The following is a 19784-nucleotide window of genomic DNA, read 5'->3' on the forward strand; positions in this document are numbered from 1 at the left end:
CACCCTTTCCCGTTACGGAGACGAACAGGCAAAAAGCATTTCGCCATATTGCGAATGCTGAACGGCTTTATCAATCCAGGCGCAGAAATCGGGCGAGTTCGGAAAGCTTTTCCGGTGTACCGGGCAGAAATTCGGTCAACAGCGGCGAGCGGATGATGATCGCCTTCCACATCGCCCGGCCCACCGCCCCCTGAACCAGGGCACGCGACACCAGGAACGACATACCGTACGGCGCATCCACCGGACTGGATGTGGCCAGCGACAGCAGCACCACGGCGGCCTCCCGGTTGCGGAACAACTCCGGAGTGCCCACCAGGACGTCATCGACTCTGGCGCGCGCCAGCAGGATGCGGATCCGGGCGACCTGGGCGCGGTAAGGCGTCACCACCACGATGTCGTGCGGATGCAGCCGCCGCGTCGTCGCGCCGATCGTCCACGGCAGGCCGAGCAACGCCTTGACCTGGCGCACCACCTCCCGCGCCTCCTCCTCGGATTCGGTGGAGTTGCCGTGATGATCCACCAGCACGGTGCCGATACCCGGTTCAACGCCGACGAGATGCCGGGCCAGAGTGACGGTTTCGCTGGCCCGCAGCCTGCCCTCGTAATAGCAGCGCGATATCGGCGCGCTCACCGTGGGATGCATCCGCCAGGTGCGATCGAGGAAGTAGCCGCGGCTGGTGGGCAGCGTCGCACGGCCCGCGGTGAGCCAACCGAGCACCGAACCCCCCACCGGCTCCGGATGCGGTCCCTCCGCTGACATCGCGGGGTTGCGGTGGTTGGGCGGCCGGGGCACCGGATCCCCGACCACCAGCAGATTGCGGGCGCTCACCGCAACCGCGACGGTATCGGCCAGTGCGAAACGGCCCGCGTCGGCGATCACCAGCAGATCCAGCGCCCCGCGCGGCACCAGCCGTTCGTCGGCGAAATCGGCGGGGGAACCGCCGAGCACGCATCCGTTGATCGCGTGGGCGAGGAAACTCCGATAGCGGCCCGCCTCGATCACCGACCACTCCGGTGCGACGGCCGCCGCGTCCCGTTTGGCAATCAGCTGCGGCAGCACCCCGATCCGCACCACCGCGTCCAGCAGGTTCTCCACCGCCCCCGCCGTTGTCGCCACCACGCCCACCCGCCAGCCGTCCCGGATGACCACCCGCTCGATCACCCTGGCGATCGTCGCGGTCTTACCGGTGCCGGTGGGGCCCTGCACGGCCAGATAGGAAGCGTCGAGGTCGTGCACGGCCGTGGCGATGGCGGCCGCATGATCGCCGTGCACTTTCGGCAGCTCGTCCAGGGAACGCAAACGCGGCGCCCGCAGCGCGAGCACATCGAACACCGCCTGCTCGGGCAGGTTCGGCAAGGTCATCAGCAGCTGGCCCGCAGCGTATTCGACTGCGGTTTCCACACTTTCGTCCCGCTCCGGCAGCCCCGGCGCGAGCGCAACCGGCAGATCGTCGTAGGGCTCGCGACCTGGATCGAGCCTTTCCTCCAATCGCACCGTGTCGTCGAAATTCGCATCCACTGAACAGCCGAGGACCGTCGCGAGAGCCACCGCCCGCCCAGCGGCCCCGGCAGGCCGATCGTAGTAGACGTAGACAGGTGCGCCGGGAGGCAGCGGGCCGCCGGTGGCGATGCGACCGGTCAAGGTGAGGAACCGGCGCACGCTGTCGCCGCGCGGACTCAAATGCCATTTCGTGTCGAGCACAGCGTTGTCGGCCACCATCATCCCCGGCGCATCCGGCCAGTCCTCCACCGGATACCGCAGCCGATCGGCATGCGCCCACCACCTCAGCTGCCGCTCCCGCCGGTGATAACCCGACGCCGCAGCCATCAATGCGGCAATCCGCTGCATCTCCGGACGGCTTTCCGCGTACTCTGCGAGCGCGGCTTCGACCGAGGTCGGCCTGGGTGGGGGACCGGGCTGGGTGTGGTGCGGAGCGGGTTGGGCGCTAGGGTGGGAAGCGCTGATGCGGCGTTCGGCCGCGGCGTCGAGAAGGCGATCGCGTAGCCGCAGCACGGTCAGGCAGGGTGGTTCGCCGTCTGCGTGCCCGGGAGGGGAAAGTACGCGGCGAATCCGTTCCAGCGCATAGGTTTCCTCGCCGATACGGATCGCGCTGCGCACAATCGGATACAGGTCCACCAGTACGCCGGCCCGCAACAGTTCGTCCACTGTCTCCTCTCCGGCGCCCAGGCGTGCGCTCGCGTTCAGCAGCGCCGAGCGGACTGCGGGGGTGTAGTGGAAGACGCGCAGTCCGGGATGCGTTCGCTGCCGGGAGGTGACGAAGGCGAGCACCTCGTCGAGCGCCCGCCGCTGCGCCTCCCGTGTTTCGCGGGGAATGGCTGCCTGCGGGTTCGGTTCGACCGGAATATCGCGCTGCAGTTGCACCGCGCTACGGCCGCCGAGCGCGATACGCACCTGCCGCGGCGCGATCGGTTCGATGGTGAGCGACAGATCACCCGGCGTCGGAGGTGGCAGTGCGGCCAGCGCAGCGGGGTCGACGATATCGAGTTCGGGCTTGCCGGAACGCTCCCGCCGCAACTGGATTCCGGCCTGCTCCCGCAGCCGCCGCACCACCCGCGAGGACACCGTCGCCACCGCGTCGCTGCCCGCCGCCAACCGGTCGATACTGGTGATCCCCGCTTCCCGCAACCGGGCGCGGGTCGTGGCGTCCATCCCTGCGACCAGCAGCAGGTCGCGGGCCTCGGTGGCGGCGCGTGTGCAGGTCGGGCAGTGCGCACAGGCCAGGTAGCGCGGATCGCCCCACTGCACCGGCAGCAACTCGTTCAGTTTTTCCTCGACGATGCGCTCGAGCCGGGCGCGGCGTGCACGGAAAACCGGGAGCAGATCGTCGAGTTCGAATACCCGACCACAACGCTGCCCCCGCTGCCCCTGCCCGAAGCGAAGCGACACCAGCGGATCGGCAGGCACGCCCGCAGTTTCCAGCGCGCGCCCCGCCCCCGCGAGCTCCACTGCCGCCGCGACAGCGTGCCTGTCGTCGCTGGTGCCGCCGTGCACGCGGTAACGGATACGGTGCTCGACACGCACCAGGAAATCGGCCCGCGCGACGAATCGACCATCGAAGAACGTCGCCCCGGCGATGACCGGAGCGCTGTCCCGCAGTGCCGCAAGGGTTTCGGTGTGCGCCCCATCGAGGCGCGCAACGATATCGGCGGGGCGCTCGCCGGCGCACACCCCGGCAGCGAGCGGGTAGCTGGGTGCTCCCGGCCCGCCCACCTGTGCGACCCGAGCGCCGAAGGCGCCCAGGAACCCGGACAGCGTGTGTTCATACCCGGCGCCGCTCAGCGCACCGCCTGCGGTTCCCGGGAAGGGGGCCGGAGCATCCGGGCACGTTATGTCGGCATCTGCTCGAGGCTGCACAACCTGCGGTTCGATATTGCCGAGTTCGGCGTCGAGCGCACGCAACAGTGCGAACTCACAGCGCGCGGCGCGTATCAGATCTGCGGTATCACAGACGACACGGTCACCGAACACGAACACAAACGCGGCCCTCCTGTGTCCATCCGCACCGCTGTGCGCTTCCTCGCGCATCGGACGGCAACACTGTAGTCACCTGGGCCGATCTCGAAGCACCACCCCCACCCTGGCGGCGATCAGGAACGCGGCTTACGCCGCTCCTGACGTTTCCCGCCGTCGCGATCGCGGCGCGGACCACGGCTGAACGCGCGGTGCGTGGGCGGCCCCTGATCCAGTTGCAGCTGGATGAGCACGCCGCTGATCCTGGTGCTGCGCAGCGCCTCCAGCGTCTCCGGCGGCAGCTGTGCGGGCAGCTCAACCAAACTGTGGTCGGGACGAATGCTGATATGCCCGAAATCGCTGCGGCGCAGCCCGCCCTCGTTGGCGATAGCGCCGACGATCGCGCCGGGCACCACGCGGTGGCGTTTGCCGACGCTGATCCGGTAGGTGGCGAAGTCGCCGCCGCCCCGCCCCCGCGGGGCCGTACCGCCGCGGCGGTCGTCGTCGAACCTGCGGGGGTCGCGCTCGCGGTGCGGACGTTCGGACGGTTCGGGTTCGGGTTCGAGGAAGAAGTTGTCGCCGTCGTGCGCGCTCACCGCCAGCGCGGCCGCGATATCGGCCAGCGGGGTGTCGTGTTCGCGCTCGTAGTCCTCGATCAGGGTGCGGAACAGCGCCAGATTGTCCGAGCTGAGGTTCTCGGTGATCGCATCGCCGAACTTGGACACCCGCTGCGCGTTCACGTCGTCGACGGTGGGTAGCTGCATCTCCAGCAACGGATGCCGGGTGGCGCGTTCGATCGACTTGAGCAGATGCCGTTCCCGCGGCGCGACGAACAGCAGCGCCTCACCGCTGCGACCCGCGCGCCCGGTGCGGCCGATGCGATGCACATAGGACTCGGTGTCGTGCGGGATGTCGTAGTTGACCACATGCGAGATCCGGTCCACATCGAGGCCGCGTGCGGCGACATCGGTGGCGACCAGGATGTCGAGTGTGCCCGCCTTCAACTGGCCGATGGTGCGTTCCCGCTGCGCCTGGGCGATATCACCGTTGATGGCCGCAGCCGAGAAACCGCGGGCGCGCAGTTTCTCCGCCAACTCCTCGGTGGCCTGTTTGGTGCGGACGAAGATGATCATCGCCTCGAACGACTCCACCTCGAGGATGCGGGTGAGCGCGTCGAGTTTGCGCTGATGCGAGACCAGCACCCAGCGCTGGCTGATATTGGTGTTTGTCGAGGTCTTGGCCTTGACCGTGATCTCGACCGGATGGTGCAGATACTGTTTGGAGATCTTGCGGATCGCCGCGGGCATCGTCGCCGAGAACAGCGCCACCTGCTTCTGCGACGGGGTGTCGGCGAGGATGCGCTCGACATCCTCCTGGAACCCCATCTTCAGCATTTCGTCGGCCTCGTCGAGTACCAGGTACTGCAGCTTCGACAGATCGAGCGTGCCCTTCTCCAAGTGGTCGATGACCCGGCCCGGGGTACCGACAACCACCTGCGCGCCGCGGCGCAGCCCGGACAGCTGCACGCCGTAGCTCTGCCCGCCGTAGATGGGGAGCACATGCAGGCCGGGCATATGCGCGGCGTAGCGGCCGAACGCCTCGGCAACCTGGATCGCCAGCTCACGGGTGGGGGCGAGCACCAGCGCGCGCGGATGTTTGCCCTCGGCCTGCTGCAAACCCATCAGGATCGGGATGGCGAAGGCAGCGGTTTTACCGGTGCCCGTCTGTGCCAGACCGACCACATCCGCGCCGTCGAGCAGCGGGGGAATGGTCGCGGCCTGGATGGGGGAGGGGGATTCGTAGCCGACATCGGCGATGGCCGCGAGGATGCGGTCATCGATTCCCAGATCGGCGAAGGACGGGCCTGCAGTGTTCGTGCCGTCGTCACCTGGAGCGTCGTCGCCGGTAACGCCGGTAACCCTGTCGACCTGTTTGGTGCTCATTGAGCAGCAGTTTACTGCCTGGTGCTGGTACTCCCGGCCACCGGCCCAATACCGTGAGGGCCATGGGACCGGACATATCACCCTCGGCCGGGCAGCCGCGCTCGGCCCAGCTCACCATTGCGGCGGTGCAGTTCGCGCCGTATACCGATGTCTCGGCCAACCTCTCGGCGTTGGCCGGGCACGTCCGTGCCGCCGCCGAACGCGGCGCACGGCTGGTGGTCGCGCCCGAATATTCGATGTTCGCGACAGCACGACTGGACCGGCGGGTGGTGGCGGCGGCCGAACCGCTGGACGGTCCGTTCGTCACCGGTCTCGCCGAGCTGGCCAGGGAAACGGGCGTGCACCTGGTCGCCGGGGTGGCCGAGACGGCAGAGCCGGGCGACGACCGCATCCACAACACCCTGGTCACCCTCGCTCCCGACGGCTCGCTGATCGCGCACTACCGGAAGGTGCACCTCTACGACGCGTTCGGTCAGTGCGAATCCGATATCGTCCGCCCCGGCCCCATCGATGAGCCCGCCACCTTCACCGTCGACGGTGTGACCTTCGGCATGCAGACCTGCTTCGACCTGCGTTTCCCGGAAGGCTGCCGCCGGGTGGCCGCGGCGGGCGCACAGGTGCTGCTGCTACCGGCGCAGTGGATACCCGGCCCGGGCAAAATCGACCAGTGGACGACGCTGCTGCGCGCCCGCGCCATCGAAAACACCGTCTACGTCGCCGCCGCCGACCAATGCGGGCCGCGCGGCGCGGGCTGCTCACTGATCATCGACCCCGCGGGGACGGTGCTCGCCCGACTGGACGACGAGCCGGGCGTCATCTTCGGTGATATCGACCTCGACCAGCTGGCGCGGGTACGTGAGCGCAACCCCAGCCTGGCATTGCGCAGATTCACGATCAGCGGGCGTGCAGCGGAGTAGCGTTCGAGGTGATGGTCTACTCCGATCGGGTCTCGGCCGGACGTACGCTGGGTCGCGAACTGACGCACCTGCGCGCGGCGCATCCGCTGGTGCTCGGTCTGCCCCGTGGCGGGGTTCCGGTGGCTGCCGCGGTGCGCGAGGTGATCGGCGGCGATCTGGACATTCTCCTGGTGCGCAAACTGGGTGTGCCGTGGCAGCAGGAACTGGCGGCGGGCGCGATCGGTGAAGACGGCGCGAAGGTGATCAACAACGTGATCCTGCAGCACACCGGGCTCACCCTGGACCGGCTGGCCGAGCTGGAGAAAGCCGAACGCGCCGAACTGGAGCGCCGCCGGGTGCTGTGGCGCGGTGATACCGCCGCCATACCGCTGGCCGGGCGCACCGTGGTGATCGTCGACGACGGTATGGCCACCGGCGCGACCACGGCGGTCGCCTGCCGAGTGGCCAGGCTGCGTCAGCCGGAACGGCTCGTGGTCGCGGTGCCGGTGTCCTCGCCGGAGGCACTGTACCGGGTGCAAGCCGAGGCCGACGAGGTGGTCTGCCCGCTGGTACCCGACACCCTCGGCGGTGTCGGCAACGCCTACCGCGACTTCCATCAGCTCGACGACAGCGAAGTCACCGAACTGCTCCGGGCCGCGCCTCGCTGATAACCGGCGCTACAGCGTGTCCGCCCGGCGGTCGGGCGATCAGCTGAGGCATGGCGCGAGTGGGTTGGAGAACAAGCCAAGGCCGGAGAGCCCTCGGCAAGCTACCCGGGGACGACCGTGCACACGCGCTCGTCAGTGGTCGACGAACACCGAGCGCTGGGCGGCGGCGATCATCGGGCGCAGGGCGGCGGCGAAGCTTTCCGCGGTGACGGCGGCGATGTCCACGTCGGTGCCGGTGCGTATCGCGTACCGGCCGTCGCCGGTCACATCAATCCAGCACAGCACGCCGAACGGGCGCGTCTGTCCGTCCCGGCGCACCGACACCACGATCTGGCCGATACCGTCTCGGCGCTGTTTGAGCAGTTTGCGGATACGGGCGGGCACGGTCGGGCCGGCCACCGGCATGGTGACCAGGTCCCGGCTGTCCTCGGTGACTTTCGCCAGCGGCGCGCTGAGCCGGGCCAGCGTGCCCGCGGTGTTCGCGGGCAGTGCGCGCACCACGCGGCCGGGGAGTGAGACTGCCGCGCCGACACTGATCCACAGTTCGGCGCCCCGGTCCGGAGCGGGGCCGGGACGTTGCGCCGCGACCACCGCGATATTGCCTGCTGCGGCGCCGAGCACCCGCACGGGTCGCGTGACGCCGGCGCCGTCGCCGTGCTGTCCGAACACCTCCACGGATACCTCGGGGCGTCCGAGCACCCGCAGCGCGGCTTCCAGGTCGGCGTCGAGGGTGTCGTCGCACCATTGCTGCAGAGCGGGCAGCTGGGCGGCGCGTTCGGCGGTGTCGCGGGCGGAGAGCCGGACCGCAAGCGGGTAGGGAATGCGGTCGCCGTCGGTTCGGGCCCAGGCCAGCGCGAACTGGTCCGGGGTGAGCGTCCAGTTCAATCCTCTTCGGTCCATTCACCGAGCACGGGCGGGGTGGTGGGGTCCATCGCGCCGATCAGTTCGCCGTGCTCGTCGGAGGGTTCCAGGAAAGTCGAATCGTCGTCGATGAAGTGCAGATCGTCATCGAGTTCGTCTTCGGCCTCGGAGTTGCGGGACGCCGCGGCCGCGGTGTTGCGTGCGGCGGCGCTCGGCCCGGAACGCGGGGTGTCGGAGGCGGCCATCGCCCCGCCCATCAGCCCGCCGACCGCACCCGCACCCATACCGGTGATGGCTTCAGTGCCCGAATTATCGCGCCGCTCTTGGCGTTTGCGCTGATCATCCGAGGAGGAGGCAGGTGCTGTCACCGGAACCGATGCGGCCGCCGCGGAAACGCTCGTGGCCGGGCCGGTGGACGCCGGGGTGACGGGACGGTCGGTGGCGGTCCAAGCGGTAGGGGCGGTGGACGCGGGGGTGGTGGCCGTGGACGGTGTGGTGTGGGCGGGTGCGGACGGCGCGGGGGTCGGTGTGGTGGCCGGGGAAGCTGTGGGAGTAGGGGACGGGGAATGCGCTGCCGGAGCGGTGCTCTGGGGTTCGGCGGCAGGGTTGCTCACCATGGTGGCGGCCGGGCGTGCCGGTGACTGCCCGGCCGCTGGTTCGGGGTTGGCGATACCGGTGGACAGCGCACCGGTGGGGGTAGTCGAGGCGGGCGCGCCGGAGGTGGCGGGGATTTCGGGGAAGGCTGGCACCCCGGACCCGGTGGGAACGAAGGCGCCGATGTAGACGCTGTCCATCATCCGCACCACGTCCTGCCTGGCGTTCTCGGCGCCGCGAGCAACGGAGGCGTTCTCGCTGGCCTGCGACGGATCCAGCAGTGCGGCAGTGAGATCGGGTTCGGCAGCCGACGGCTCACCGACACCGGCACGCAGCGTTTCGGCGGCGTCACCGGCCTGGCTCAACCGCAGACCGACCGCGGCCATCACATCTGCGAGCTCCCGCCCGGTCCGCTCGAAATCGCGGATCGCCGCGGCGGCGCCGCCGGCGGCGGCACCGCGCCAGCCGTCGGCGATGGCGGCGCCGATCTCGGTGTGCGCCTGTCCGACCGCATCGGCCAGGGCCGTGGCGGCACCCTGCCAGGACTGCTGCCCGGACAGCAGCACCGCCGGGTTCATCAGCTGGACTCCGGCGTGGATCTCCTGATGGGTCAGGTTGTCGAAAACCTCGACGGTGGAGGCGTATTCGGGGTCGACGCGTTCGTACTCGCCGCGCCGCGCACCCCTCGGCATCTCACGCATCGACCGCTCCCACGCCCACTGCGGTATCGCCCGCTGTGGCCAGCGTCGCCGCCAGCGCATCATCGGTGTCCTGGTAGGCGAGGGCCGCCACGCGGAAGGTGTGGGCGAGTTCCCTGGCCCCCGCGGCATATTCGCGCAGCGCGCCGATCGCTCCGGTCGCCTTGTCCTCGAAACCGCGACGCAGCGCGGCGCCGGAATCGAAACCGCCGAAACCCGGCAGCGAGGTGGCGGCGGTCAGCGCCTGGATCTGCGCTTCGACCTGATCGGCGAGCTGCTCATAGCGCTGCGCGCACCGTTCGTGTGCGCCCTCGGCAACCAGCACCCCGTCGATCCACAACTGCCCGTCCTCGACCGCAGAGCCGAGCGCGGCAATACTGTTCGGCCGCATCCCGTCCCCCTTCCCTGATCCGCTGTCCGCGCAGCTTCGGTTCACCGGTGTCGTACCGACCCCACAACGCTTCGCACCCACTCCGCGATGTCAGCGCCGACCCGCGCATGTACCGGCTCGTGCAGCAGGTCGTGCCCGGCGTCGGCGTACTCCCGTAAATCTACCCATTCATGGCGCCGAGTCCATACCCGTATCGCCGTGATCGGCGCCCGCCGATCGTCGACGCCGTGCACGGCGAGCACCGGAAGCTCGCGCGGCAGCGGCGTTCCTGGTGCGTTCGGTGCACCGCCGCCCAATGCTCGTTTCGGCACCCCGCACAACACCACACCGGACAGGGCCTCGGTGATCGGTGTAGGAATCAGGGGGTAGTCCGCCGCGACCGCGTCGGTGGCCGGTTCTTCTTCATCGTCCCCGGATGCGGGTATTGCTGCTCCGAGCGCGGCGAGTGCTGTCACCCCGCCGAGCGAATGGCCCATCAGCGCCAACGCCCTATCCGGCTGCTCCACCCTCACCAATTCGATGAACAGGGCTGCGTCGTCGACCAGTTCGCGCAGTGTCCCCGGCCGGTCCGGATCGCCTTCGCTGAGCCCGTGCCCTGCGGTGTCCAGCGCCCACACCTGGATGTCGTGGGCGTTGAGCTGCCGTGCGAACCGGTGGTAGTGCCCGCTGTGCTGTCCTAGCCCGGGTAGCAGTATCAGCCCGGCGACCGGTTGCTCGACCGCCCACTCCCGGTAGTGCAACCTCCCACGTGCCCCTTCGAAAAAACCCATGGTTTTCGATCTTGCCAAGAAGCAGGCAGCGCGTGGGAACCCACGATTGCTGGTGAAATTCCGCTAGAATGCTCGGCCCCGCTGCCTCTGACTGTCCCGCGCTATCGCGGAAACCGGTGGACACCTGCTGCCCCTTTTGCAGCGCTTGCGGCTTGCGCGCAGCTGAGGCGGCGAGCGGTTCGTTCTCGTTGCTGGTGACGGTGCTCACCAGGCGTTATCGGGCGGTGCATGCGCGAAACCACCGTCGGCAGCACCCCGGTCGGTGACAGGCTGGGTCCAGCGCAGGCGGCCGATATCCGCGCCTTCGTCGAACGGTGGGGGTGAGTCGAACGGCTGGGTCGAGTCAGCGCCCGACCTGGACGCCTGCGGGGGCCGGGGAGGTGGTGGCCGCGGCGGACGACGGCGGGGCGGGGGCGGTTTCCGGCTGCGGGGCGGGAGGCGTGGCCGGGGCGGGGGCGGAGCCGTCAGGCGCGGGGTGGCCCGGAGTGTTATCCCCCGGGGCGGCGGGTTGTGGCTCGGGGTTCGGCGCCGGGGCGGGCGGCGGCGCCTGCACCGGCGCCTCGGGGACACCGAACAGGCCGACGGTGGGTGTCATCACGCACATCGCGCCGGGATAGTTGATGGTGCCCCACATCGATGCGATCACTGTGCCGGGCCCGCTGTCGACGGTCTTGGACAGCGATGGCATGTGGTACTCGGTCATATCGTCGAGCGCGCTGATGCCGCTGCGGCCGTTGTTGATGTTGAGCCAGGCCACCACCAGCCCCGACGACAGCGGTGCGCCGGGATGGGAGGGGGTGGCGTGGAAGGTCAGCGTGCCCGGTGCCTCGTAGCTGATATTGCTGCTGGGGCCGTTGGCGGTCCCTGCGGCGAAGATCGTGGTGATCAGGCCGTTGCCGCCGCAGCCGAAGGTCAGCGCCGGGTAGGCGAACGGGGTGAATACGCCGTTGGTGGCGCGTAGCTCGGCGATGTCGACCAGTGCGGCGTAGTCGCGTAGGGCGGTGACGCCCGCGCGGGCGGCGGGGTCGTGGGCGGTTTCGGTGGTGAGTTCGTCGAGTCCGGCCAGGACGGCAGGGTCGTGCACCGGTGCGGCGGGCTGGGTGGTTCCCGGTGCGGTGGGGGCCGCCGATGCGGGTGCGGTGAAGGTCAGAACCGCGCCGATTCCGATAGCGGCCGCCGAGACGGCGACGCGTGCGATGGTTCTGTCGTTCACTGCTACTCCCTGGATCTGCGAACCGCTGCGACGGCACCGAGCCGACCGCGAGCAGGGTCGCCGGGCTCAGCCACGCCAGCAAGTTACCAGGTCGCGGCCGGGGGAACCGGTCTGTCATCGGATGGTCACGCTCCGTTTGCGCCTCGGTTGAATCGCGGCTACCGCCCGCCGCTGTGTGATCCACTCGACACAGCCGGACTACCGCGGGGTAGGTTTGACTCGGGAAGTACGAGACACGCAGGGAGATGCGTATGAAACTGGCCCTTTCCCCCGATGATGTCGCCTTCCGCGACGAACTGCGCCGGTTCTACCGGAGCGAGATCCCCGCCGAGATCCGTGAGCGTGTCAGACGCGGCCACGAATTGTCGCGCGAAGACGTGGTAACCGCCCACAAAACCCTCGACGACCACGGCCTCGCGGTGCCGAACTGGCCGGTGGAGTGGGGCGGCAAGGACTGGACACCGCTCCAGCGCCACATCTGGCAGGACGAGATGCAGCTGGCCTGCGTGCCCGAGCCGCTCACCTTCAATGCCACGATGGTGGGACCGGTGATCGCGCAGTTCGGCTCCGAAGAACTCAAACAACGCTTTCTGCCGCCGACCCGAGCCCTCGATATCTGGTGGTGCCAGGGCTTCTCCGAACCGGACGCGGGCTCGGACCTGGCCTCGCTGCGCACCACCGCGGTCCGCGACGGCGATTCCTACATCGTCAACGGGCAGAAGATCTGGACCACCCTGGCCCAGTATGCCGACTGGATCTTCTGCCTGGTCCGCACCGACCCGAACGCACCGAAGAAGCAGGCCGGTATCTCGTTCCTGCTGTTCGATGTGAAATCGCCGGGGGTGACCGTGCGCCCGATCAAGTTGATCGACGGCGGTTACGAGGTCAACGAGGTGTTCTTCGAAAACGTCCGGGTACCGGCCGATCAGCTGGTCGGCGAGGAGAACCAGGGCTGGACCTACGCGAAGTTCCTGCTCGGCAATGAGCGCACCGGGATCACCGGCGTCGGCCGCACCAAAGTCCGCCTCGGGCTCGCCAAAGAGTACGCAGCGAATGCGGCGGTAGGTACAGCCACTCTGCTCGATGATCCACTGTTCGCCGCTCGCCTGGCCGAACTGGAGAACGAACTGCTCGCGCTGGAGCTGACGCAGCTGCGGGTGGTGTCCAATTCCGCCGAGGGCAAGCCGAACCCGGTGTCGTCGGTGCTGAAGCTGCGCGGATCGGAACTGCAGCAGGCGGCCACCGAACTGCTGCTCGAGGTTGCGGGACCGGACGCACTGCTGGTCGGTGCGGAGAACACCGCCACCCCGGATTGGGCGCAGCACAGCGGCCCCAGCTACCTCAACACCCGCAAGACAACCATCTACGGAGGTTCGAACGAGGTGCAGCGCACCATCATCGCCTCCACGATTCTCGGACTGTGAGGCCAGGACATGGATTTCGATCTCACCGATGAACAGGTCCTGCTGCGCGACACCGTGCGTGACCTGCTGGCCCGCAACTACGACGCCGAATCGCGGCTGAAGGTCACCGAAACCGAACTCGGCTGGAGCCGCGATGTCTGGCGGCAGCTGGCCGAGCTGGGCATACTCGGGCTGGCTTTCGCCGAGGAAGACGGCGGTATGGGTGCGGGCCCGGTGGAAATCATGCTCGTGCTGGAGGAAATCGGCCGCAGGCTGGCGCCGGAACCTCTGCTGGATGCGGTGCTGACACCCGGTTCGCTCATTGCTCGTGTCGGCACCGCAGAGCAGCGGCAGCGGATCCTGACCGAGGTCGCCACCGGCGCGAAACTGCTCGCTCTCGCGCACGCCGAACCGGGCACCCGCTGGCCCCATCTCGAGGTCTCCACCCGCGCAACCGCCACCGAGAACGCATACGTACTGACCGGTATTAAAAACCCGGTGCTGCACGGTGACTGCGCCGACGATCTCGTGGTCACCGCGGCCTTGCCGGACGGCGGTGTCGGCGTCTTCCTGGTGGCCGCGGACGCCGACGGCGTCACTCGCACCCCGTTTTCCACCATGGACGGGCAGCGCGGCGCGCAGCTCGAATTCGAATCGGCCCCCGGCGAACTGCTCGGCGCGGCTGGTGACGCCACCGAAGCGGTGAACGCGGTGCTCGCGCACGCGCAGGCCGGGCTGTGCGCGGAGTCGATCGGGGCGATGACCGAGGCACTGCGGCTGACCACCGACTATCTGAAGACACGTAAACAGTTCGGTGTCACGCTGTCGAAATTCCAGACGCTGACCCAGCGCGCCGCCGATATGTACGTCTCGCTGGAACTGGCCCGCAGCATGAGCTACTACGCCACCGCGTCGCTGGCCGACGGCTCCACCGACCAGGTGATCCTCTCCCGCGCCCGGTTGCAGGTCGGCCGTTCGGCGCGGCACGTCGGCCAGGAAGCAATCCAGATGCACGGCGGTATCGGCATGACCGCTGAATACCCGGTCGGCCACTACGCGGCCCGCCTGACCGCCATCGAGTGCACCCTCGGCGGCCGGCTGGAACACCTGCGGGTGCTCACCGAGCAGGTCGGCAACTACGAGCTGGTCGAACTCTAGGGCAGCGGCGCGGTTCGGTTCCTGGAGTTCGACCAGGCCGAAGGAACCGAACCGGTCGTTGTGGATAGGCCGTCGTCAAGCCGGGCGTGTTGTTCTGTGTACCCGGATGCACTGCTCAGGGTCTACGGCTCGGTCGCCCGGCACGGCATCTCGAGCCGGTTGTCTGCGGCGCAGGCTGAACCCAGCGGTTGGTCAGCCGATGGCCGGGGCCGGCACCGGCGCAACGAGGTCGGTCGGTGAGAACCCGGTTTCGCCGGTTGTGGTCGGGACGGGTGCTTCGGATGCTGCGGCGGAAGGCTGCTGGGTTTGCGTCGGGCCGGGTAGCTCGGTGAGCGGCACGGTTGCAGCGGGGCTCGGTTCGGTGGCTTCCGTGGTGCCCGGCTGTTCGGTGCCGGTGTTTCCGGCTTCGGGCGTGGGCTCGGTGAGTTCCGGCGCGACGGTGGGTTGCTCGCTGGGGGAGGCCGGTGCGGGCGCGAGGGTTTCGGTGGGGTGCAACACCGGGATCGGCAACTGGGCCGCAGCCGGGCCGGTGGTGGGCTCGGCCTCGACCGGCTGCTGGTAGGGCGCGGTTTCCTCATCCGAGGTGCTGGCGCGGCTCGGGGTGGGGCGGGTGGACGCAGTGGTGGTTTCGTCGGTGCCGCGTGCGGTGTCGGGGTAATCGCTGTCGCGCTCGTCCGAGGGTTCGGTGGTGTACTCCGTGGGCAGGGTGCGGCGCGGCGGTGGGACGGGGGCGATCCGCCAGGTGGGGGAGGGTGGGATGGCTACTGTCGCGACCGTGGTGGTGGTGCCGTCGCGCGGGGGCGGCGTGGCCGCGCGCGGACCGGATTTGATCGGCGGTGGGGCGACGTAGGTGTCGTCGTGGCCGATTCCACAGGCGCCGATGAGGATCAGGCCGAGGGATACGGCGCCCGCGGCTGCCAGCGGTCCGGCAACCTTCGTCCTACTGCTCTCCATCGGTTGTTGCTCCTGGGTGATCTCCGGGTCGCCTCACCATAATCCAGGGCGGCTGCCGCGACCAGGCGGGTGTGGTGACAGGCGAAAACCGGTGGGGAACCGGCAATGATACGGTCAGAAAAGAGCGCAATCCAGATATCGAATTGATTTCGTCGGCGTGTCGCGGGCACGTGTCGCGACACAATCGTGAGGTTGTGGTCGTAGCGTAAGTGGCCTGAGTTACGTGTGCGACGCCGGAAACCTGAACGAGCGCGATCGACGCAGTTCGCGCGGCACCACACAGGGCCGGCGTCATCGAGGAGTGGATGATGGGAGACCAGTCGACCGGCCAGCTGTCATCGGCGGCCAGTTCGGCCGACGCGCAGCAGGCAGAAGTCGCGGCGCAGTCACCGGAAGACCTGTCCAATCCGCAGTCGGACGAACCCAGTCCGCAGCGGCGCGGCGCGGCCGTCGTCGTCGCTCGGCTCTGCGGATGGTTGTTCTTCGTCGGCGGCCTGGTGGGAGCCGTTCTCGGCATAGCGGGCCTGCACGTCGAAATCACCGTCGCGGGACTCATTCTGGCCTGCACCGCGGGCCTGATCCTGCTCAAGCTGCGCGACAGGGGGCTCGAACCCTTCGTGCGCTGACGCCCGCCGGGGTGCGGGCACTGTCGTCGCTACCGGCTTCCCGGTAGGAGTACCGATCGGTCGATTATCGGCGGTGTGGCAGATGGTCGTAACGACATCGGCGGAAAGGGCAACGAAGTGTGCCCGGTTATGCGTCGTCTACGCCATCAGGCGTGAGTTCGGTAGTTGCTGGGGCGTCGCAAAGTCTTTGGGCACGGCTCGGTGCGGTATCGACGTGGCCGCAGCTCTAGCCGCGCTCTGATCGGCCGCGTCGGTGGCGATGATCCTGCCGAGGGATCGAGCGGGACAACCATCCGCGTCCGGCCGGAGGCCGACTGTCCCGGCTGGGATTCCGGCGGTCCGTCCAGCGGGACAACCCACGCTCCCGGTCGTCGGCTGTGCGGCCGTAACCGTGCTTGCCGACCGCAGCGGTGAGAGGTATTCCAGGGGTTTGCTGAACGACCCCGTGGCGGTACCTTTGATAGCGCGAGCAACACGGACCTAGGAGGACCGATGGAAGAGATGGACCTGCTCGACATGGGATCTGCCGTCTTGGACCTGGGATCTTCCGCTCTGGATCTGGTGGCTACGCTCACGGGCATAGCCGCGGACCTCGCCTACCTCCTGGAGGTGTTCGGAGGTATCTGAACATTCGCCGGTATCGCGGCGGCGGGACGTTTCGTCCCGCCGCCGCAGTCTCGTCCAGGGGAGTTCGAGCCGGCGATCGCACCTCCCCCCCGGACTTTCGCAGAAGCCCCCGGACACGGGCGCGGCCCGATAACCTGAGCGCTGTCGGTCCCACACCGATATCGCGCGAAAGGAGAAGCCGTGCCGCAGAACGTCAGAGGTGTTATCGCCCGCCGATCCGGTGCGCCGGTGGAGCTGGTGACGGTCGTCGTCCCCGATCCAGGACCGCACGATGTGGTGGTGCGTATCCAGGCGTGCGGGGTATGCCATACCGATCTGACCTACCGCGACGGCGGTGTCAACGACGAATTCCCGTTCCTGCTCGGACATGAGGCGGCCGGAGTCGTGGAAACCGTCGGCAGTGCGGTCACCCATGTCGAGGTCGGCGATTTCGTGGTGCTGAACTGGCGCGCCGTCTGCGGCCAGTGCCGGGCCTGTAAACGCGGCCACCTCTGGTACTGCTTCGACACCCACAACGCCTCCAAGCCCATGACACTGGCCGACGGCACCGAGCTGACACCCGCGCTCGGAATCGGCGCATTCGCCGATAAAACACTGGTGCATGAGGGCCAATGCACCAAGGTCGACCCGGACACCGATCCCGCGGTGGCCGGGCTGCTCGGCTGCGGGGTGATGGCCGGGCTGGGTGCGGCGATGAACACCGGGAACGTCGACCGCGGTGATTCGGTCGCGGTAATCGGTTGTGGCGGGGTCGGCGACGCTGCCATCGCGGGTGCACGGCTGGCGGGGGCGGCGAAGATCATCGCGGTCGACCGCGACCCGAAGAAACTGGAATGGGCCCGTGACCTGGGCGCCACCCATACGATCGACGCCTCGAACGCGGATGCGGTGGCCGAGATCCAGGAACTCACCGGCGGTTTCGGTGCGGATGTGGTGATCGACGCGGTCGGTAGGCCGGAAACCTGGAAGCAGGCGTTCTACGCGCGTGATCTGGCAGGCACCCTCGTTCTGGTCGGTGTTCCCACTCCCGATATGACGCTGGAGATGCCGCTGATCGACTTCTTCAGCCACGGTGGCGCGCTGAAATCCTCCTGGTACGGGGACTGCCTGCCCGAGCGCGATTTCCCGATGCTGATCGACCTGTACCGGCAGGGCAGGCTGCCGCTGGACAAGTTCGTCACCGAACGGATCGGGCTGGATTCGGTGGAGACGGCGTTCGAGACCATGCATCGCGGGGAAGTGCTGCGTTCGGTGGTGGTGTTGTGAGCGCGCGTGTCGAGCGGGTCGTCACCGAAGGTCAGTTCTGTCTGGACGGCGGCTGCTGGGATGTGGAGAACAATATCTGGCTCGTCGGCGACGACTCCGATGTGCTGATCATCGACGCCGCGCACGACGCGCAGCCGGTGCTCGACGCCGTCGCGGGCCGCCGCGTCGCCGCCATCGTCTGCACCCACGCCCACAACGATCACGTCACCGCAGCCCCCGGCCTGTCGGCGGCCACCGGAGCGCCGATCTACCTGCACCCCGACGACGATGTGCTGTGGCAGCAAACCCACCCCGGTGCCGAATATCGTCCGCTGTCCGACGGCCAGGTCTTCACCATCGGCGCAGCCCGGCTACAAGTGCTCCACACCCCCGGCCATTCCCCCGGCTCCTGCTGCCTGTATCTGCCGGACCAGCACGAACTGTTCAGCGGCGACACCCTTTTCGAAGGCGGCCCCGGCGCCACCGGCCGTTCCTACTCGGACTATCCGACCATCCTCGCCTCCATCAACGAGCGTCTCTTCCCCCTCCCCGGTGAGACGGTTGTGCATACGGGGCACGGACCGGATACGACGCTGGCCGCCGAACGCGGGAACGTTCCGGCGAACGCGGACCAGAACTAGCCGACACCCTGCACGCATCCCGGAAACCGAGGTGATTCCGGGATGCGTTGCCGGCGGGGCGTGACCGAGACGCGGCGAGAGCCGGTGACAGCGCAGTGCTCAGCGGTCAGCACGCCGTCGACGAAGCTACGCGAGTCGGATCGAATGCGGGCCCAGAACAAATTGCCCCCGAGTTACATTCGTGAAAGCGCATAACTACCTGCGGAAAGTCGTATCCGATGCGCGTGACGGTAACTATCCGGCAACGAGTCTCGTCCAAGTGTTCTCATGAGGGCACCTCGGTCTGACATGATCTCTCGCGCAACATTTCTCATTGATACCGCGTCGACAAGTCGCGCCTCTCCGAAGGGCTATCGCTATGACGAGCCTGCCTTCTTTCCCTGCTCTGGACGAACGACCGCTCGACACCTGCATCCGGCTACAGAAGATCGCCCCGGTGGTCGAAGTGGAGTTCCCGGGAGGTGTGCCCGCATACGTGGCTCTGACCCATAACGCCGTGCAGGAGATCCTTGCCGGTGACAACAAGACCTTTGCGCGGGACCCGAAGCATTGGCCCGCGCTGTACGACGGTTCGATCCCGGAAGATTGGCCTTTCCGGGCCATTGTTCAGGGGGATCACCTGTCCACCAAGGACGGGCAGGATCATCGGCGGCTGCGCAGCCTCGTCGGCAAGGGCTTCACGCCGTCCCGCGTGCAGGCCATGGAACCGCGGGTTCAGCAGCTCATCGACGAACTGCTCGACAAGGTGGCGGCGGCCGGCGACGGAGTCGACCTGGTCCCCACCTTCTGTGACGCCCTACCCATGGCTGTGATCAGCGAGCTGTTCGGGGTGCCCGAGTCGGAACGCGCCCAGCTGCGTAAGTGGACTCTGGACTCGCTGTCGCAGACCGCGACACCCGAGGAGGCGTTCCAAACTCAGCTCGATCTCCGTGGCTACCTGTACCAACTGGTCGAGCGCAAGCAGAACGACCCCACCGACGACCTCACCACCGACCTGGTGCGGGCGCGCGACGAAGGCGACCGGCTCACCACCGACGAACTGGTCGCCATCCTGTGGCTCATGCTCATCGCCGGCCATGAGACCACCGTCTATCTGCTCGGGAACGCCGTCGTCGCGATGGCGCGCCATCCCGAACAACTCGCCCTCGCCAAGGCGGAGAACCGCTGGGCGGATGTGGTCGAGGAGACCCTACGCTACCGCCACTCCGTAATGATGACCAGCTTCCGGTTCACCCTCGAGGACGTGACCATCGCCGGTGTACCGATCCCCAAGGGGAACGCGGTGGGCGTGGTCTACCAAGCGGCCGGCGTCGACAGCCTGCAGCACGGTGACACCGCGAACGAGTTCGATATGACCCGCTCCAACGCGGGCACACTCGGTTTCGGCCACGGACCCCGCTTCTGCATCGGCGCACCGCTGGCCCGACTGGAAGGCCGGCTCGCGCTGTCCACGCTGTACCGGCGCTTCCCCGACTTGAGTCTGGCGATCGACCCGGACGATATCCCCTACACCCCATCGTTCTTCACCATCGGACCCCTGTCGATCCCGGTGAACCTCGGAACTCCCGCCTGATCCGCGTTCGGGTCGAATGCCCTCGGTGGCCCGCGCAGCGCGGCCGCCGGG

General features: G+C 68.2%; 17 protein-coding genes. 9 read left to right on the forward strand and 8 right to left on the reverse strand.

Annotated features, from left to right (window positions below):
• Window positions 1-70: 70 nt before the first annotated feature.
• Both B0T44_RS16930 and B0T44_RS16935 read right to left on the reverse strand, forming a co-directional pair.
• Window positions 71-3496 carry an AAA domain-containing protein gene (locus B0T44_RS16930; protein ID WP_077114786.1) on the reverse strand — a complete coding sequence of 1142 codons (3426 nt, stop codon included), beginning with the start codon at window positions 3494-3496 and terminating at the stop codon, window positions 71-73.
• 113 nt (window positions 3497-3609) lie between these two features.
• Entirely contained in the window at window positions 3610-5415 is a 1806-nt protein-coding gene (locus B0T44_RS16935; protein WP_081512235.1) for a DEAD/DEAH box helicase, read from the reverse strand.
• Between the two features lie 62 nt (window positions 5416-5477).
• Here B0T44_RS16935 and B0T44_RS16940 point away from each other — a divergent pair, with 62 nt between their 5' ends.
• Window positions 5478-6332 (forward strand): carbon-nitrogen hydrolase family protein, encoded by an 855-nt coding sequence (locus B0T44_RS16940; RefSeq protein WP_077114680.1) that lies wholly within the window; start codon window positions 5478-5480, stop codon window positions 6330-6332.
• A gap of 11 nt (window positions 6333-6343) precedes the next feature.
• Window positions 6344-6979, forward strand: coding sequence for a phosphoribosyltransferase (locus B0T44_RS16945; protein ID WP_077114681.1), 636 nt, complete (start codon window positions 6344-6346; stop codon window positions 6977-6979).
• A 132-nt stretch (window positions 6980-7111) separates the two neighbouring features.
• Here B0T44_RS16945 and B0T44_RS16950 read toward each other — a convergent pair whose 3' ends face one another.
• From B0T44_RS16950 to B0T44_RS16975, 5 genes are all read right to left on the reverse strand, one after another.
• Window positions 7112-7879 carry an ESX secretion-associated protein EspG gene (locus B0T44_RS16950; protein ID WP_254854121.1) on the reverse strand — a complete coding sequence of 256 codons (768 nt, stop codon included), beginning with the start codon at window positions 7877-7879 and terminating at the stop codon, window positions 7112-7114.
• A complete protein-coding gene (locus B0T44_RS16955; RefSeq protein ID WP_139347635.1) occupies window positions 7861-9135 on the reverse strand; it encodes a PPE domain-containing protein in 1275 nt (424 codons plus the stop codon). The genes B0T44_RS16950 and B0T44_RS16955 overlap by 19 nt, the downstream gene beginning before the upstream one ends.
• Window positions 9128-9523 carry a hypothetical protein gene (locus B0T44_RS16960; protein ID WP_077114684.1) on the reverse strand — a complete coding sequence of 132 codons (396 nt, stop codon included), beginning with the start codon at window positions 9521-9523 and terminating at the stop codon, window positions 9128-9130. Before B0T44_RS16960 ends, B0T44_RS16955 begins: the two co-directional genes overlap by 8 nt.
• A 41-nt stretch (window positions 9524-9564) precedes the next feature.
• Window positions 9565-10293: an alpha/beta hydrolase gene (locus B0T44_RS16965; protein WP_077114685.1), complete on the reverse strand. Its 729-nt coding sequence runs from the start codon at window positions 10291-10293 to the stop codon at window positions 9565-9567.
• Between the two features lie 343 nt (window positions 10294-10636).
• Window positions 10637-11506: a hypothetical protein gene (locus tag B0T44_RS16975; protein WP_077114686.1), complete on the reverse strand. Its 870-nt coding sequence runs from the start codon at window positions 11504-11506 to the stop codon at window positions 10637-10639.
• Window positions 11507-11757: 251 nt separating this feature from the next.
• Here B0T44_RS16975 and B0T44_RS16980 point away from each other — a divergent pair, with 251 nt between their 5' ends.
• Entirely contained in the window at window positions 11758-12930 is a 1173-nt protein-coding gene (locus tag B0T44_RS16980) for an acyl-CoA dehydrogenase family protein (protein WP_077114788.1), read from the forward strand.
• 9 nt (window positions 12931-12939) lie between these two features.
• On the forward strand, window positions 12940-14067 hold the full coding sequence (locus tag B0T44_RS16985; protein ID WP_077114687.1) for an acyl-CoA dehydrogenase family protein: 1128 nt from the start codon (window positions 12940-12942) through the stop codon (window positions 14065-14067).
• Between the two features lie 192 nt (window positions 14068-14259).
• Here the strand turns inward: B0T44_RS16985 and B0T44_RS28415 are convergent, their stop codons facing one another.
• Window positions 14260-15021 carry a hypothetical protein gene (locus tag B0T44_RS28415; RefSeq protein WP_077114688.1) on the reverse strand — a complete coding sequence of 254 codons (762 nt, stop codon included), beginning with the start codon at window positions 15019-15021 and terminating at the stop codon, window positions 14260-14262.
• A 305-nt stretch (window positions 15022-15326) separates the two neighbouring features.
• Between B0T44_RS28415 and B0T44_RS16995 the strand changes: the two genes are divergently transcribed.
• The 5 genes from B0T44_RS16995 (at window position 15327) to B0T44_RS17010 (ending at window position 19733) form a co-directional block, all read left to right on the forward strand.
• On the forward strand, window positions 15327-15647 hold the full coding sequence (locus B0T44_RS16995) for an SdpI family protein (protein ID WP_139347636.1): 321 nt from the start codon (window positions 15327-15329) through the stop codon (window positions 15645-15647).
• A 492-nt stretch (window positions 15648-16139) separates the two neighbouring features.
• Window positions 16140-16274, forward strand: coding sequence for a hypothetical protein (locus tag B0T44_RS28085; protein WP_254893690.1), 135 nt, complete (start codon window positions 16140-16142; stop codon window positions 16272-16274).
• Between the two features lie 180 nt (window positions 16275-16454).
• Window positions 16455-17540 (forward strand): S-(hydroxymethyl)mycothiol dehydrogenase, encoded by a 1086-nt coding sequence (locus tag B0T44_RS17000; RefSeq protein WP_077114689.1) that lies wholly within the window; start codon window positions 16455-16457, stop codon window positions 17538-17540.
• Entirely contained in the window at window positions 17537-18160 is a 624-nt protein-coding gene (locus tag B0T44_RS17005; RefSeq protein WP_077114690.1) for an MBL fold metallo-hydrolase, read from the forward strand. The genes B0T44_RS17000 and B0T44_RS17005 overlap by 4 nt, the downstream gene beginning before the upstream one ends.
• Before the next feature lie 358 nt (window positions 18161-18518).
• Window positions 18519-19733, forward strand: a complete 1215-nt coding sequence (locus B0T44_RS17010; RefSeq protein WP_081512237.1) for a cytochrome P450 family protein — start codon at window positions 18519-18521, stop codon at window positions 19731-19733.
• The last annotated feature ends 51 nt before the right edge of the window (window positions 19734-19784 follow it).

It is taken from the genome of Nocardia donostiensis (genome assembly GCF_002081715.1).
GTDB classification, from domain to species: domain Bacteria; phylum Actinomycetota; class Actinomycetes; order Mycobacteriales; family Mycobacteriaceae; genus Nocardia; species Nocardia donostiensis.

Excerpts from the sequence above, each read along its gene's own strand:
- B0T44_RS16935 (WP_081512235.1), bottom strand. The coding sequence starts at position 5,415 with ATGAGCACCAAACAGGTCGACAGGGTTACCGGCGTTACCGGCGACGAC.
- B0T44_RS16940 (WP_077114680.1), top strand. The coding sequence starts at position 5,478 with ATGGGACCGGACATATCACCCTCGGCCGGGCAGCCGCGCTCGGCCCAG.
- B0T44_RS16945 (WP_077114681.1), top strand. The coding sequence starts at position 6,344 with ATGGTCTACTCCGATCGGGTCTCGGCCGGACGTACGCTGGGTCGCGAA.
- B0T44_RS16950 (WP_254854121.1), bottom strand. The coding sequence starts at position 7,879 with ATGGACCGAAGAGGATTGAACTGGACGCTCACCCCGGACCAGTTCGCG.
- B0T44_RS16955 (WP_139347635.1), bottom strand. The coding sequence starts at position 9,135 with ATGCGTGAGATGCCGAGGGGTGCGCGGCGCGGCGAGTACGAACGCGTC.
- B0T44_RS16960 (WP_077114684.1), bottom strand. The coding sequence starts at position 9,523 with ATGCGGCCGAACAGTATTGCCGCGCTCGGCTCTGCGGTCGAGGACGGG.
- B0T44_RS16965 (WP_077114685.1), bottom strand. The coding sequence starts at position 10,293 with ATGGGTTTTTTCGAAGGGGCACGTGGGAGGTTGCACTACCGGGAGTGG.
- B0T44_RS16980 (WP_077114788.1), top strand. The coding sequence starts at position 11,758 with ATGAAACTGGCCCTTTCCCCCGATGATGTCGCCTTCCGCGACGAACTG.
- B0T44_RS16985 (WP_077114687.1), top strand. The coding sequence starts at position 12,940 with ATGGATTTCGATCTCACCGATGAACAGGTCCTGCTGCGCGACACCGTG.
- B0T44_RS28415 (WP_077114688.1), bottom strand. The coding sequence starts at position 15,021 with ATGGAGAGCAGTAGGACGAAGGTTGCCGGACCGCTGGCAGCCGCGGGC.
- B0T44_RS16995 (WP_139347636.1), top strand. The coding sequence starts at position 15,327 with ATGATGGGAGACCAGTCGACCGGCCAGCTGTCATCGGCGGCCAGTTCG.
- B0T44_RS28085 (WP_254893690.1), top strand. The coding sequence starts at position 16,140 with ATGGAAGAGATGGACCTGCTCGACATGGGATCTGCCGTCTTGGACCTG.
- B0T44_RS17010 (WP_081512237.1), top strand. The coding sequence starts at position 18,519 with ATGACGAGCCTGCCTTCTTTCCCTGCTCTGGACGAACGACCGCTCGAC.